This window comes from Streptomyces sp. NPDC088157, assembly GCF_044741545.1.
Classification (GTDB): Bacteria; Actinomycetota; Actinomycetes; order Streptomycetales; family Streptomycetaceae; genus Streptomyces.
In genome coordinates, this window is record NZ_JBIUSU010000010.1 from 228,174 (window position 1) to 241,770 (window position 13,597).

The 13,597-nt window shown below is 69.4% G+C and carries 12 protein-coding genes and 9 pseudogenes; 15 read left to right on the forward strand and 6 right to left on the reverse strand.

Annotated elements, in window-relative coordinates:
• The first annotated feature begins 11 nt into the window (after positions 1-11).
• From ACIPFH_RS35180 to ACIPFH_RS35220, 9 genes and pseudogenes are all read left to right on the forward strand, one after another.
• On the forward strand, positions 12-410 hold the full coding sequence (locus ACIPFH_RS35180; RefSeq protein ID WP_401833069.1) for a VOC family protein: 399 nt from the start codon (positions 12-14) through the stop codon (positions 408-410).
• A 50-nt stretch (positions 411-460) separates the two neighbouring features.
• Entirely contained in the window at positions 461-1,063 is a 603-nt protein-coding gene (locus ACIPFH_RS35185; protein ID WP_401833071.1) for a helix-turn-helix domain-containing protein, read from the forward strand.
• Positions 963-1,926 (forward strand): annotated as a pseudogene (locus tag ACIPFH_RS35190) (YihY/virulence factor BrkB family protein). Before ACIPFH_RS35185 ends, ACIPFH_RS35190 begins: the two are co-directional and overlap by 101 nt.
• A 107-nt stretch (positions 1,927-2,033) precedes the next feature.
• Positions 2,034-2,582 carry a phosphatase PAP2 family protein gene (locus tag ACIPFH_RS35195; protein WP_401833073.1) on the forward strand — a complete coding sequence of 183 codons (549 nt, stop codon included), beginning with the start codon at positions 2,034-2,036 and terminating at the stop codon, positions 2,580-2,582.
• A gap of 115 nt (positions 2,583-2,697) precedes the next feature.
• The gene (locus ACIPFH_RS35200) at positions 2,698-3,120 is read left to right on the forward strand and encodes a phage holin family protein (protein ID WP_401833076.1); all 423 of its coding nucleotides are present in this window, start codon (positions 2,698-2,700) and stop codon (positions 3,118-3,120) included.
• Complete coding sequence (locus ACIPFH_RS35205; RefSeq protein ID WP_401833079.1) at positions 3,117-3,587, forward strand: DUF3618 domain-containing protein; 471 nt, start codon at positions 3,117-3,119, stop codon at positions 3,585-3,587. Before ACIPFH_RS35200 ends, ACIPFH_RS35205 begins: the two co-directional genes overlap by 4 nt.
• On the forward strand, positions 3,584-3,850 hold the full coding sequence (locus ACIPFH_RS35210) for a DUF4235 domain-containing protein (protein ID WP_401833081.1): 267 nt from the start codon (positions 3,584-3,586) through the stop codon (positions 3,848-3,850). The genes ACIPFH_RS35205 and ACIPFH_RS35210 overlap by 4 nt, the downstream gene beginning before the upstream one ends.
• A 75-nt stretch (positions 3,851-3,925) precedes the next feature.
• Positions 3,926-4,243, forward strand: coding sequence for a hypothetical protein (locus tag ACIPFH_RS35215; RefSeq protein WP_401833083.1), 318 nt, complete (start codon positions 3,926-3,928; stop codon positions 4,241-4,243).
• A gap of 218 nt (positions 4,244-4,461) precedes the next feature.
• A pseudogene (locus ACIPFH_RS35220) lies at positions 4,462-4,997 on the forward strand (winged helix-turn-helix domain-containing protein).
• A gap of 323 nt (positions 4,998-5,320) precedes the next feature.
• Here the strand turns inward: ACIPFH_RS35220 and ACIPFH_RS35225 are convergent.
• The 3 genes and pseudogenes from ACIPFH_RS35225 to ACIPFH_RS35235 all read right to left on the reverse strand — a co-directional run.
• Positions 5,321-6,009 (reverse strand): annotated as a pseudogene (locus ACIPFH_RS35225) (transposase); the annotation flags it as partial.
• A 226-nt stretch (positions 6,010-6,235) separates the two neighbouring features.
• Positions 6,236-6,349 (reverse strand): annotated as a pseudogene (locus tag ACIPFH_RS35230) (AraC family transcriptional regulator); the annotation flags it as partial.
• Between the two features lie 82 nt (positions 6,350-6,431).
• A complete protein-coding gene (locus ACIPFH_RS35235) occupies positions 6,432-6,995 on the reverse strand; it encodes a dihydrofolate reductase family protein (protein WP_401833085.1) in 564 nt (187 codons plus the stop codon).
• Positions 6,996-7,482: 487 nt separating this feature from the next.
• On the opposite strand from ACIPFH_RS35235, the gene ACIPFH_RS35240 reads away from it, so the two are divergent.
• The 3 genes and pseudogenes from ACIPFH_RS35240 to ACIPFH_RS35250 all read left to right on the forward strand — a co-directional run.
• The gene (locus tag ACIPFH_RS35240) at positions 7,483-7,833 is read left to right on the forward strand and encodes a hypothetical protein (RefSeq protein WP_401833086.1); all 351 of its coding nucleotides are present in this window, start codon (positions 7,483-7,485) and stop codon (positions 7,831-7,833) included.
• A 299-nt stretch (positions 7,834-8,132) separates the two neighbouring features.
• Positions 8,133-8,576: pseudogene (locus ACIPFH_RS35245) on the forward strand (IS5 family transposase); the annotation flags it as partial.
• Between the two features lie 5 nt (positions 8,577-8,581).
• A pseudogene (locus tag ACIPFH_RS35250) lies at positions 8,582-9,287 on the forward strand (IS256 family transposase); the annotation flags it as partial.
• Positions 9,288-9,428: 141 nt separating this feature from the next.
• Here the strand turns inward: ACIPFH_RS35250 and ACIPFH_RS35255 are convergent.
• Together ACIPFH_RS35255 and ACIPFH_RS35260 are read right to left on the reverse strand one after the other, a co-directional pair.
• A pseudogene (locus ACIPFH_RS35255) lies at positions 9,429-9,587 on the reverse strand (IS5/IS1182 family transposase); the annotation flags it as partial.
• Positions 9,588-9,717: 130 nt separating this feature from the next.
• Positions 9,718-9,927, reverse strand: a pseudogene (locus ACIPFH_RS35260) (integrase core domain-containing protein); the annotation flags it as partial.
• A 775-nt stretch (positions 9,928-10,702) separates the two neighbouring features.
• Between ACIPFH_RS35260 and ACIPFH_RS35265 the strand changes: the two are divergent.
• Positions 10,703-10,993, forward strand: a complete 291-nt coding sequence (locus tag ACIPFH_RS35265; protein WP_401833089.1) for a hypothetical protein — start codon at positions 10,703-10,705, stop codon at positions 10,991-10,993.
• Between the two features lie 446 nt (positions 10,994-11,439).
• Positions 11,440-11,826 (forward strand): hypothetical protein, encoded by a 387-nt coding sequence (locus ACIPFH_RS35270; protein WP_401833342.1) that lies wholly within the window; start codon positions 11,440-11,442, stop codon positions 11,824-11,826.
• Here the strand turns inward: ACIPFH_RS35270 and ACIPFH_RS35275 are convergent.
• Positions 11,789-12,817 (reverse strand): hypothetical protein, encoded by a 1,029-nt coding sequence (locus ACIPFH_RS35275; protein ID WP_401833092.1) that lies wholly within the window; start codon positions 12,815-12,817, stop codon positions 11,789-11,791. The genes ACIPFH_RS35270 and ACIPFH_RS35275 overlap by 38 nt on opposite strands.
• Positions 12,818-13,082: 265 nt before the next feature.
• Between ACIPFH_RS35275 and ACIPFH_RS35280 the strand changes: the two are divergent.
• Positions 13,083-13,578: pseudogene (locus ACIPFH_RS35280) on the forward strand (transposase); the annotation flags it as partial.
• Positions 13,579-13,597 lie beyond the last annotated feature (19 nt).

Genomic DNA, 13,597 nt, shown 5'->3' on the forward strand with positions numbered 1-13,597 from the left:
AGGAGATTCCCATGGACTTCGTCTCGATCCGCATCATCACCAGCGACGTCGCACGCCTCGTCGAGTTCTACGAGCGAGCTACAGGGATGCAGGCGATACGGGCCACCGAGGACTTCGCCGAACTCAGGACCGCGGGCGCAACCCTCGCGATCGCCGGCACCCGCACCGTCCCGCTGTTCGCCCCGGGCTCTGCCCGCCCGGCGGACAACCACAGCGTGATCACCGAGTTCCTCGTCGACGACGTGGACCGCGTTCACCAGAACCTGACCGGCTTCGTCACCGACTTCGTCAACGAGCCCACCACGATGCCCTGGGGCAATCGGTCGCTGTTGTTCCGCGACCCAGACGGCAACCTCGTCAACTTCTTCACCCCCGTCACCCCGGAGGCCATCGAAAAGTTCGCACGCTGACGCCACGCACAGCCGCTCACGCGGGAGCCCCGAGATCTCAGGGGCTCCCGGTGAACGCGGCCGCCGAGGCCAGGAGCGGCACCAGCAGAGGACATCGGAACGCACCGCTGAACCCTGAAGGACGTCTGCGCTTGTGCCTGCGGGTCGATGACGGACATCCGATCGCACACGTCGCTGCGGAAGCAGGAATCTCCCGCCGCTGCCTGGCCAAGTGGTACGCCCGCTGGCTCGCCCACGGCGAGGACGTCCTGACGGATCGCTCCTCCCCACCCATCGCCAGCCCCAACCGCACGAGCGAGGACATCGCCGATCTGGTGGAGGCGCTGCGGCGCCAGACCAAGTACGGGCCCGCCCGGCTCGCCGCCGAACTGCAGCGCGGTCAGCGCCACGCTCACCGCCTGGTCCCGCTGACTGCGGTCGGCGCTGTACCCGCCCTGCCCGTCACCGGGCTTACGCCCTGCCGTGCGCAGCCGGCCCGTGCCGACCTCCTCCTGCCAGGCCGCCCAGAAGGACTCCACCGCCTGCTGATCGAAGTAGGGCGTCCGCCCCAGCGTGAGCACGACCTCGGGATGCCGACGCCCCTCCGGCCGCACACCCAAGGGCTCTTGGGGGGCGGTGCTGAAAGGCACTCTGAAGGAGTTCGAGAAGGATGAGCTGGCCGACCGGGCTGCGGCGCTGACGTACTACGGGATCCTGGCGCTGTTCCCGGCCCTGCTGGCGCTGATCTCGCTGCTGGGGATCGTCGGCCAGTCGGCGACGAAGCAGGTTCTGGACAACACCCAGAAGCTCGCCCCGGGTGCGGCGCGGGACGTTCTGAGCAACGCGGTGAAGCAGATGCAGGGCAATGCCGGGATCGGCTCGATCATGGCGATCGTCGGTCTGGCCCTCGCGATCTGGTCGGCTTCCGGCTATGTCGCGGCGTTCATCAGGAGCGCGAACGCGGTCTACGACGTCCCCGAGGGCCGACCGGTGTGGAAGGTGCTGCCAGTCCGGGTCGGTGTGACCTTGGTGCTGATGATCCTGGCGGTTGTCAGTGCGCTGATCGTGGTGTTCACCGGCGGGCTGCCCCGTCAGGTCGGCACCGCGCTGGGCATCGGGGATACGTTCTTGTCGGTGTGGTCGATCGCCAAGTGGCCGGTGCTGGTGGTTCTGGTCACCATCATGATCGCGATTCTGTACTGGGCGACGCCGAACGCGAAGGTCCGTGGCTTCCGCTGGATCACGCTGGGCAGTCCTGGCGCTGGTGATCTGGATGATCGCGTCGGCTGGGTTCGCGCTGTACGTGGCGAACTTCGCCTCCTACAACAAGACCTACGGCACGTTCGCCGGCGTGATCGTCTTCCTGGTGTGGCTGTGGATCACGAACCTGGCGATCCTGCTGGGCCTGGAGTTCGACGCCGAGATGCGCCGCCAGCGCGCGGTGGCGGGCGGTCATCCGGCCGGTGAGGAACCGTACGTCCAGCCGCGCGACACCCGCAAGTGGGACGATGAGGACCGCCGCCGCCTTGAGTCCTGAACGGCGAGACCACCGTCGCCGGGTCCGCTCTCGCGCCTTGGCCGACGCAGGCGTCGACTCGATCACGGGACCGGTGTGGGACGGCCCGGGACGGGAAGTCGCCGGTCATGAGAGTGATGGCAGATCTGCGCGCCGGGGATCGTCGACTGGCCAGGCGGTCGATCGCGTGTGGGCCGCCCTGGGTGCGGCGGGTCGCGCCCGCGGTGGAGGAGGCGGCCGAGCACACCAAGGTGTGGTGGGTGACGGCCGGGACGATGGCCGCCCTGGGCGGGTGGCGTGGCCGCACGGCCGCGGCTGCTGGGGTGACGTCCATGGTGGTGGCCCAGGTGCTGTCCAACGCGGTCGTCAAGAAGCTTTACAGCCGGCAGCGCCCGCCACGGGAGTGGGTGCCGGCGGAAGATCTTCAGGATCGCCCGGACAGCTCCTCCTTTCCCTCCGGGCACACGGCTGCCGCCTTCGCTTTCGCCGGTGCCGTCACGCCGGTGTGGCCGGCCGCCGGCGCCGCCTGTGCGGTGTCGGCGGTGTCCGTGGCCGCGGAGCGGGTGCACAGCGGTGCGCACTACCCCTCCGACGTGGCCGTCGGCGGCGCCCTCGGTCTGGCGGCGGCCGCCCTGGTACGGGCCGCGCCGCGGCTGCTGTGGCGACGTGTGCTCTGACGAGCGGTGATGTGTCGCGGCCGGGGTACGCGAACCCGCGATCAGACGGTGGAAGGAGATCGCCGAATTGGTACAGGGCCTGCCGAAAACGCGAGAAGGGAACAGGTGAGCACCCATGACAACAGAAGGCTCCCCCCCCCGCACCGGCGGCGGAGCGCTGGAACCGGTCGGCGACCTGGTCCAGCGTGCCTCGCAGCAGCTGTCGCAGCTGGTCCGCGATGAAATGCGCCTGGCGCAGGCGGAGATGACCCAGAAGGGCAAGCGGTTCGGCAAGGGAGGCGGACTGTTCGGCGGCGCCGGCCTGGTCGGTGTCCTCACCCTGCAGGCACTGGTGGCCACCGTGATCGCCGCGCTCTCGCTCGGCATGGATGTGTGGGTGGTGGCGCTGATCGTCACCGCCGTCCTAGCCGCCGTCACCGCCATGATGGCGGCCCTGGGCAAGCAACAGATCAACAAGGCATCCCCGCCGACGCCGGAGCACACCGTGGACAGCGTCAAGGCCGATGTAGCCGAGATCAAGGAGAAGGCACAGCGATGACCCAGGACAAGCCGAACACGGGCGATGAGGCCGCACCCTCCCCGGAACAACTGCGTGAGCAGGTCGAGGCGACTCGCGAGGATCTCGGCGAGACCGTCGAGGCACTCGCGGCCAAGACCGATGTCAAGACCCGCGCCCGCGAGAAGACGGCGGCCGTCAAGCAGCAGGCCGCCGAGAAGACCACCCACGTCCGGGCCCAACTGCGGGACAAGGCGACGCACGCCGCGCACGTGGTGCAGGACAAGACCCCGGAGCCGGTGCGTGCCAAGGCCGCCGCGGCCACCGAACAGGTCCGCGACAAGGCAGCCCATGCCGGGCAGCTCGCCCGGGAGAAGGCTCCCGAGCCGGTACGCGAGAAGGCCAGCCAGGGCATGCACGCGGCCCGGGACAACCGCACCCCGCTGTTCGCCGCGGCCGGCGCACTCATTGCGCTACTGCTCATCCGCCGCTCCAGGAGGCACCGATGAAAGCCTCGAAGATCGCCTACAAGCCGGTCGGCATGGCCATGGGCGCCATCAGCGGCGTGCTGGCCGGCGCGGTGTTCAAGCAGGTCTGGAAGAAGCTCGGGCACGACGAGGACGCCCCCGACGCCACCGACGAGCACCGGACCTGGCGCGAGGTCCTGTCAGCAGCCGTCCTGCAGGGAGCGATCTTCGCCGGCGTCAAAGCCGCCGTCGACCGCGGCGGCGCCAGCGCCACCCGCCAGCTGACCGGCACCTGGCCAGGCTGACCCGACCCGTCGACATGCGCCCCCCGGCCCAGGCAGACGTCGACGGCCGGTTGAGCCGTCCTGGAGGAAGGACACATGATGACCGCGCATCCCCCTCTTGCCACGACCGCGGCCGTCGTCACGGTCGTCGTTCTGGCGGCGCGCTGGTGGGCAACCCCCCGCGAGCGGTTCAGCCATCGCTTCCGCTCGCTGGTCCTGCCGTCGCATCGCCCCGGCCCCGACTCGTCTCAGCCCGCCGACCGGTTCAACGGCGCAACCGAACGGCGTCCCCAGACCCTGGATGCGAGTGTCGAGGTCCTGCGGGAAGCCGAGCAGCTCGTGAGCCGGCAATGGGACCGGCTCCAGCCCCTCTACCCCCACCACCCCGGCGACCCTCGATCTCACAAGCGCTAGATGTATTGAGCACGAGCGTTGTTGACGCTGGAGGGTCTTGAACATGGCGAAGACCTCCGATGTGGTGGAGAGGCAGCCGAGCGTGAGGCCCGCCGTCCCGTCTGCACCGGCTGCGGGGCGAGGTTCACCGACGAACGGTGGGCGGTGGCCCAGGTACTGACCTTTTCGGGTTGCCTTCGGGTGGTGACGTTGGGTGATCCCCGCGGTATGCCGGTGTTATGCGGTACGCGGATGGTGGGGGCCTGACTGCTGAGCGGCGGGCTGCGCGTGAAGGGATCCGGCTGGAGGCCGGGCGGAGGTTCGCACGAGGTGACAGGAATTCGGTCATCGCCAAGGACCTGCGGGTGAGCGAGCGTTCGGTGGAGCAATGGCGCCGCAACTGGCGTGAGGGCGGCGTGGAGGGGCTGAAGTCGAAGGGACCCGCGAAACTGCCGAAGCTGTCGGACGAGCGGTTCGCCCTGTTGGAAAAGGAACTGGCCAAAGGGCCGGCCGCGCATGGCTGGGAAGATCAGCGGAGGACGCTGGAACGCGTCAGAACGCTGATCGGCCGCCAACTCCAGATCAGCTGCTCCATCGCGGGAGTGTGGCGGCTGCTGCACCGCCATGGCTGGTCCTGGCCCCGGCCCGCCGTGCGCTGGAACGTGACGAACACGCGGACGAGCTCTGGAAGAAGGACGTGTGGCCGCAGTTGGAAGGACCGCGGCGGCGCTCGGGGCCTGGATCCTCTTCGAGGACGAGGCCGGATTCGCGATGACGCCGCCGCGCGCCCGCACGTGGGGCCGACGGGGACGGACTCCCGTGGTGAGAGCGCGGGGGCCGCAGAGTGAAGGACCAGATCCGGTCTGCTGCGTCGATGATCCCGGTACGCAGTTGCTCGCCGCGGTGCCGCGCGAGGATCTCAACGGTCTCGTCGAGGCCGATGATCTCCTGCAGGCCGCGGGCCCACGACCGTCTCAACCTCGCTGCGGCGATGCCGGCGACCATCCAATGGGGCACCTCCCTATCCAAAACCCTTACCTCGGCGCCGGCGGCGATGGCCTCGCGTGCTGGTTTGCACGCGCTCGTCGTCGGCATAAGGCGGAGGATTTTCCAGGTCTTCATACGGGCGAAGACGTGGTCGACGCGGGCGCGGAGCTGCTTGTGCGACTTGTTGTGTTCCTCTTCCAGTCCGGGAGTTCTGCCTGGCCACGCTCGCAGCGGTGCGCCATGACGAGTCCGGTGCCCGGGTAGCCGCCGTCGGCGATCGTGAGAGTCTTGCCGACAGCGGACTTGGCACCGGACTCCCCCCACGCCTTGCAGTCGTTGCGGTTGCCGGCGAGCGGCCGGCCGATCACGACGACCAGGCGGGTGTCGGCGTCGATGACGACCTGGTGGTTGGTGGAGTACCGATAGTCCTTCGACCGCTCGGCGATGGTGTGATCGCGGGTGGGGACCAGGGTGCCGTCCACGATGAGCACGGTGCCCTTGGCGAACCGCGTGCGGGGCCGCTGGACAAGTGCGGGACCGAGGTGGTCGATGATCCGGTCGGCCGCGGACTTCGAGGTACCGAAGAGCGGCGCGAGTTGGCGCATCGTCAGATTCGTGCGCCAGTAGGCCGACACGAGCAGCACCCGGTCCTCCAGCGGAAGGGACCACGGCCGGCCCTTGCGGACCGGATCCGCACCTTCGCGGCGCAGCGCGGTCACCAGCTTCCTGAAAGGACGCGGGCTCAGCCCGCTGAAAAGGGCTATCCAAGACGACTCCGACGCCCTGATCACACCAGCCACCCAAGATCGTTCCATGATGCCCGGCACAACATCGCGATCCTCTGTCTCCCCGCCCAGCAGCCCAGGCCACGCCGCAATCCTGTAGTAACGCCCACGTTCAGTCTCTACGTCACCGCATGGCCACCGAAGACGAGCCTCCAAGTCAGCCCGACATCGCCGCGATGCTCACCAACCAGTTGTGAGACTCCCGGGTCGGAGCTTTCACCCATTCGGGTGGCGGGGATCTGTAGGGCGTCTCGCCGTACGCGGCGGGCAACTGGCGGTCGAAGTGCGAGGGCGACATCAGGGCGGCCCGCACCGTCGCGGGTCCGTCGAGCGGTTCGGCGTACTCGCGGTCCATGAGGTCGCGTGCGCGGCGCGACCGAGCCAGCTCCTCCGGTGTCACCCGCGGAGCATATGGCCCGTGACTCCCGGACGGGCGCTCAGCGCCTCGTCTCGTACCTGGTCAGGATTACGCCGCGGGGAAGCGTCCGTGTCTCCACCAGGTTCAGGTTCACCCAGCTGTCCAGCGCGGTGAAGAACGGCGTGCCGCCGCCCACCAGGACCGGCGCGGTGGCCAGCACGTACTCGTCAATCAGCCCGGCCCGCATGGCCGCCCCGGCGAGCGTGGCGCCGCCGATGTCCATCGGGCCGCCGTCCTCGGACTTGAGCCGGGTGATCTCGGTGACCGCGTCGCCGGTGACCAGGCGGGTGTTCCAGTCGACCTTGTCGATCGTCGAGGAGAACACCACCTTCGACATGTCCCGCCAGCGGCGCGCGAACTCGGTCTCCGCCGGGGTGGCGTTGGGCTGCTGGTCGCCGGTCGGCCAGTAGGAGCTCATCGTCTGCCACAGCTTGCGCCCGTACAGCGACAGGTCGGTCGCCTGCAACTGGTCGGACCAAAACTGGAACAGCTCGTCGCTCGGCACGCTCCAGCCGATGTCGTCGCCGGGCGCGGCGATGTAGCCGTCCAGGGTCAGGTTCATGCCGTAGATCAGTTTCCGCATGGCGCCAGCCTTCCGTGAGTCGATCTCACGCGTACAGACCGGCGCGGCACGGGAAACTCATCGGTGCGCGATCTGAGCCCGCATGTAGTCCTCGTGCTCGGTGGCTTAGCCGCAGACTCATCGTTCCGCCGGGGAAATGGCATCGATCTGAGACTGATCTTGGGTGACATCGCGGTGAGACAACAGAGAACCAACAGGTCACAGAAGATCGACATGCCATCGGCGGCGAGACCCTACACCCGCCTCTTCAGCGCCCCGCACAGCGCTGATTACCCCCTATGGCGACCCCGGGGCACAGCGGAACGGAGATCAGCGGCCACAACGCCACACAGACGATCAATGAAGGAGGCTCATCGTGAGTCTCATCGGTGACGGCCTGGACCGGGCCGTACAGCAGGCGTTCACCTCGTCGACTGCGGGCTACTCAGGACGATCTGGGTACTCGCGCCCAAGCGGAGCACGGTACCTGCTGCCTAGCATCCGGAGCATGAGTTCCGTTGAGCAGACAGCCGGGTCGCGTGAACAGCTGACGGTGCGGCAGCAGCCGCGGGGTACGACGTCGCTTGCGCCGGGCGCTGCCGCCATCGCGATGCTGATTTGCCCGTTTCTGCCTGCCTGGGTCCCGAACTGGGTCCGCTTCTTTCCCGTGTACTTCATCGTGTCGGCGGGGATCGGTGCGGTCGTCTGCGGCCTCGTCGCGCTGCGCAGGGCGCGGGGCCAGGAGGCGGCCGATCCCTCCCGGGCGCGGGCGGGAGTCGCACTTGGCGCGACGGCCGTTGTGCTGTCGCTGGCCGTGACCGTCTGGGCGATCTGGGCGCTGAACGAGGCCTACCAGTAGAGGCCGAGTACGCAGGCCCGGGAATGGGTGGGGTCTACCTGCGGCAGGCCGCCGCAGGCGTTGTCCTGCAGTGTCCTGCCAACGGTCTGTGACGTTGCCCTGATTATGGACAGTTACGAACACGTTGACCTCGATGAGACGCCGTCTCGCACGGACCGGGAGGAACATCAAGAGCCCAGGGCGTCATCGTCAGCAACGCTTCGACAGCCTCGGCAGCCTTCGCGTGCCGCTCCTCGTACTTGATGGCTTTCTGCGCGGCTAAGACTGTCCTACATGGTCAGTTGGCAGTTGTACTGGTCATGGGGAGTGGACGGTGGGGGTGGATCGTTCCGGACGGACTGTGGGAGCTGGTGAGGCCGTTGCTGCCGCCAGCTCGGGTGCGGCCGCAAGGGGGCGGGGTCGCGAACATCGATGACGAGGCGGTCTTCGCTGCGATCGTCTATGTCCTGGTCAGCGGGTGCGCCTGGCGGGCGTTGCCGCCGTGCGGGGCGTCGAAGTCGACCGTGCACCGCCGCTTCGTCATCCGGTCGAGAGCCGGTGTGTGGGGCCGGCTGCATCGGAAGGTTCTCCAGCTCCTGGACGAACAGGACTTGATCGACCTGTCACGCGCAGTCCTGGACTCCGCGCACGTCCGCGCTAAAAAAAGGGCCGAACACACAGGTCCGAGCCCCGTGGACCGGGGTAAGCCCGGTTCCAAGATGCACGTCCTGTCCGACGCGGACGGACTGCCCCTACGCGTCGGGCCGCCGACGCGCTCATGTCCGCGGAGGCCGATGCCCTCTGCAACGCCGAATACGGCCGGGTCAGTGGCGAACGCGTCAACCACCGCAACGGCTACCGCCCGCGCGAGTGGGACACCCGGGCCGGGACCGTCGAACGCGCCGTTCCCAAGCTGCGGCAGGGCAGCTACTTCCCGCACTGGCTCCTCGAACGGCGACGGCGGGCCGAGCAGGCCCTCATCTCGGTGGTGGCCACCGCCTACCTGCTGGGCGTCAGCACGCGCAGGGTTGAGAAACTCGCCGAGTCCCTCGGGGCCACCCAGCTGTCGAAGTCCCAGGTCAGCGCGATGGCCAAACTGACGAGCAGTACACCGCGTTCCGTAACCGCCCTCTGGACGCCGGCCCCTACGCGTTCATATGGGTCGATGCCCTGACCCAGAAGGGCCGCGAGGGCGGACGCATCATCAACGTCCACGCGCGCTGATCGCCGTCGGCGTCAACGCCGACGGCCACCGCGAGATCCTCGGCATCGATGTCGCCACCTGCGAGGACGGCACGGGCTGGCTCGCCTTCCTGCGCTCGCTCACCGCCCGCGGTCTGTCCGGTGTCCAGCTGGTCGTCTCGGACGCTCACACCGGCCTGGTGAACGCGATCGGCGCGGTCCTGCCGGGTGCCTCATGGCAGCGATGCCGTACGCATTACGCCCGGACGGTGACAGCTTCTACGCCTGCGTCGGGCATGCATTGGAGGTGTCCCGCAGGCTCGATGGGTGCATGGTCTTCTACGACCCACCCTCTACTCCAATCTGACTCTGCCGTCCCGGCCAGCCGAGTAGCCCGCCTTCCTCCGACTAGAGACTGTGTCGAGTTGAGATCTTCATGTGAGGCTGCGGAGCCAGATGACCGCGCCGCGTAAGTGGAGTCCGGCGAGGTAGCTGACCGGGATCTTGTCGTGGCGGGTGGCGAGCCCGCGCCACTCCTTGATCTTGTTGGTGCAACGTTTCACCGTGTTGCGGTCGCGGTAGAGCTCGGTGTCGAATGCGCTACGTCTGAACCGTTCCGGGTTCGGTAGAGATCTCAGATGTTGGCTGTGACCTGGGAGTTCGTGGTTGCTCGGTAGAAGTTGGCTTCGTATTCGACGGGCGAGAAGCGCACTGTCTCACCGGGAGTCGGCGATGGTTGTACCAGTCGACCCACTCGGCAGTGGCGAACTCGACGTCCGACAGCGTCTCCCATGGCCGCTGCGGCTTGATGGCTTCGGTCTTGAACAGACCGATCGTCGACTCGATGAGCGCGTTGTCGTAAGCGTCGCCGACTGACCCGATCGAGGCCGCGATCTGGGCCGAGTCCAGGTGTTCGGCGAGGCGAAATGATGTGCCGGGGTGCCGGTGTGGGGGGTGCGGCCGGCGGATGTGGACGGCTGGCTGGCGGAGGGCCGGGAGCGTGGTGCGGGGACGCAGGCGCGCGGGGAGATGGCACAGGCGGGTACCGGTTCTTTCTTCGGCGAGGCCCGTCACGGGGGTTGGGCTGAGGAGGTGACGGGTGGGCCGGTGCCGGGGCCGGTCGATGAGTTCAACCGGCCCCGGCGTCTGGCCCGGCTGGGGGTGCGTATCCCGCTCCGGCGGGGGAGATGGAGGCTCCACTCCAGGCGTGGCGGGCCTGGCTGCCGCGCACGCCGGGTCGGGGTTTCCTGGTGGCGGCGCGGGATTGATGCTGGGCAGCGACGCGGCCGGGCTGCTCGTCCTGGACACGCCTGCCGAGCCGGCGCCGTCCTCCGGCCGGGCCCGGCCCGGCCGGAGGAGGGGCCCGTACGTGGGCCGGTGGCCGGGGGAGGGGCCCGTACGTGGGCCGGTGGCCGGGGGAGGGGCCCGTACGTGGGCCGGTGGCCGGGGGAGGGGCCGGTACGTGGGCCGGTGGCCGGGCCTGGGGAGTGGTCCTGGGGGAGGGGCCTGGCGGGGGCGGCGTGGTGCGGCCGTCACTGCCGCCCGTGTAGGCGGCCCGCGCCCGGAAACCAGGGAGGGCCCGGGAGCGGCCGGGTGGTGGTGTACCGCGCTGCGGTCTGCCTCCGGCCGGAACGCAGGGGTGTGCCCGCACGCCCGGGAGGGGCCGCTGATGCGGCACCAGCCCGCGCGGTGCTCGTAGGATGCCTGGATGCCGAAGCCGTTATGGATGAGTCGCCGCACGTGGGTCGCCGCGTGGGCGGTGCTGTGCGCCGCCGCTATAGCCGCCACCGCCGCACTCAACGCCTCCCCGGCGCCTGACCCGCAGCCCGAGAAGCCCGTCAGCGCCGAGTGCGCCGAGTACATCGCGGACATCGAGACGCAACTGGCCAAAGCCAAGCAGGAAGGCAATGACGACGGCATGTTGTCCTTCACGCGAACTCCGGTCGGCGCGTACGACTGCAGCGACGAAATCCTCGACCACTTCAGCGCCGACCGGTGAGCCGCGCTAAAGGACTCGCCGCGATAGCGGGGCTGGTCTGCGCCGGTGTCGTGACGGTCATCGCCCTGAGCGCTGGGCCGGAACCGGAGCCGCAGCCCATACCGCCGCGGGTATACTCCTCCTGCCTGGCAGCCGACACCAAGCCGATGCCTGCGGGCGCCGACCCGTGCGACGGTCGCTGAGGAGCCACTGAGCCAGCCGGTCGCCGACCGGCCCGCAAACCGCTGAAGAGGGCGCAGCAGGACGCTGGGGTTCCGGTCGGCAGATGGTGGGCCGGGGCCTCCCCGCCCTCGGTCTCACGCTTGGCCAGGAGGTGACCGAGGCGCAGCTGCGCTCCCTGTTCGGCAAGGCCGGCACGCGGACGCCGACCGGCTCGTGGCCGAGCAGCTCGCTGCGGCGAAGAAGCCCGCAGCCGCACGTCGGGCCGGCGCGCTCGGACGCAATGGATCGAGGACGACGTCGCCGTCATCCGGTGTGGCGCTGGCGGCCCTCACCGCACCCGGCCCGCGCATGGTCCGGTCGCCGCCCCGCTTCCGTCACTACCAGGCCAGGTCGGGTCGCCGCTGCCGCATGACCATCTCCTTCAGTTCCTGCGGGGCTTGCGCCCGGATGGCAAGTGGGGGGCGCCGCACTTCGCGGCGCTGCTGGAGTCGGCCGTCGCCGCGTCCGCGCTCTCCAACGAGGTCGTCATGGCTGAGGCGTGCGAGGCGCCGGCGCTGACCTCCGAGCCGCGCGCCGTCACCGCCGGGTGCCGCCCGGTCATGGAAGTCGCCGGCGTCCCGCAAAAGCTGAGGGTCAGGCGAGCGTCTCCCGGACGCGGTGGAGGTAGCTGAAGTCGTGCCCCTCCCGGGCCCGGGACAAGGGGCGGATCTCGCGGGTGGCCACGTTCAGCGCGTAGCCGCCCACCGCTCCCAGCACCCAGGTCAGACCGGGCTGCACCACACTGCCGGCGGCGGCCGCAAGGGCGACGGTCACCGTCACCGACCGTTCCACCCAGGCCATACGGCTGCTCCTGGCCGCCGCGCGGTAGTCCTCGACGGACCGCTCGACCTCGCTGCGCAGCTGGGCGAGGACGTCGGCGGGGTGCTCGTAGTCGCGGCGAAGGTCGCCGAGGAGGCGGTGCAGGGCCCGCATCAGGCGCTCGCGCTCGTCGGGGTACCGGTCGCGGAAGGCGAGGACCTCGGCGGTGGGGGTGCCGGGTGCGGGGACCGGAAGGAGGCCGCCGAGGTCCGCCTGGTAGGCGGGCAGCCGGCGCTCGGAGGCGGCGCGCAGGGACGCGGCGTACGCGTCCGGGCGGTCGGTGTAGGGCACGTACGAGACCGGATGCCCGGTGTACATGATCGGGTGGTCGGCGGCCAGCTCACGTGCCAGGACGCCGATGATCAGCTGCTGAACCTGCCGTGGCACGGCGAGGCTCCAGTACTCGGAGTCGCAGCGCTCGGCCAGGCCGAGGCTCAGCAGCAGCTCCTCCAGCCAGTGGCTCAGCTTCGAGCCGTAGAGGAAGGCGTCCGGCGGCCACGTCAGCTCCGGGCCCGGACTCCCCAGCAGGCGGAGCAGTTCCTGGCGCAGCGCCTGGGACGTGAGGGAACCGCTGTGAGTAGTGCCATGGTCCGGGTCGTGCAGCATCTCCACCGAACGCATGTCGAAGGGCAGCGGCGTGTAGAGAGACCGGTCCCGCAGTTCCCGCAACTCCGGGGAGACGGCGAACTCGTAAACCCTCCGTGCGCGTGGTACGACCGTGGCGATGCCGTCCCAGTACAACAGCGCCTGATGGAGCACTTCCGTCGGTGGCTTCACCAACGGGTAGTAGAGCAGAACCGGCATCTCGCCTCCCCGTGAACACCCCGTTGCGTGCGGGGTGTTCACGGTAGCGGAGGTCAGCCGCCCAGCTCCTCGCGGCGTGCCGCGAGGCGGTGCGCGCCCGCCTCCGTGAGGGAGCCGAACAGGCGCAGGCGGGAGATGCCGGGCCGACCGATCGAGTGGTGACCGAGTTGACCGTATGGACACCGCCGACTTCCCCCAGCAGCTTGCGCTGTCGGGCCGGATCGACCAGGGGTACGGATAGGCGGGCGGACTGGCTACCGTGCACCGCGCTCCCGCGACCTGCCACCGCACCCACGGAGTCAGGTACTTCCACGGCTGTTATTCGGTCGGCGACGACACCCTGCGCGGTGTCAACCGCCGCAAGAAGGGCGCCGCGAATACCCTGGCCGCGCTGAAGTCGATCCGCGCTGCCCGCCCTGACGGCGCCCCGATCTGCGTCATCTTGGACAACCTATCCGCCCACAAGGGCGACACGATCCGGCGCTGGGCGAGGAAGAACCGGGTCGAGCTGTGCTTCACCCCGGCTTACGCGTCCTGGGCCAACCCGATCGAGGCCCATTGCGGGCCACTGCGGCAGTTCACCGTCGCCAACTCCCACCACCGCAACCACACCGTCCAGACTCGCGCCTGCACGCCTACCTGCGCTGGCGCAACACCAACGCCCGCCATCCAGATGTCCTCGCGGCCCAGCGCCGCGAGCGAGCCCGCATCCGCAGCGAGAAGGGCCGCGCTGGGGCGGACGACCGGCGAAAATCGCGTGACCCTACCAATGGCACCGGC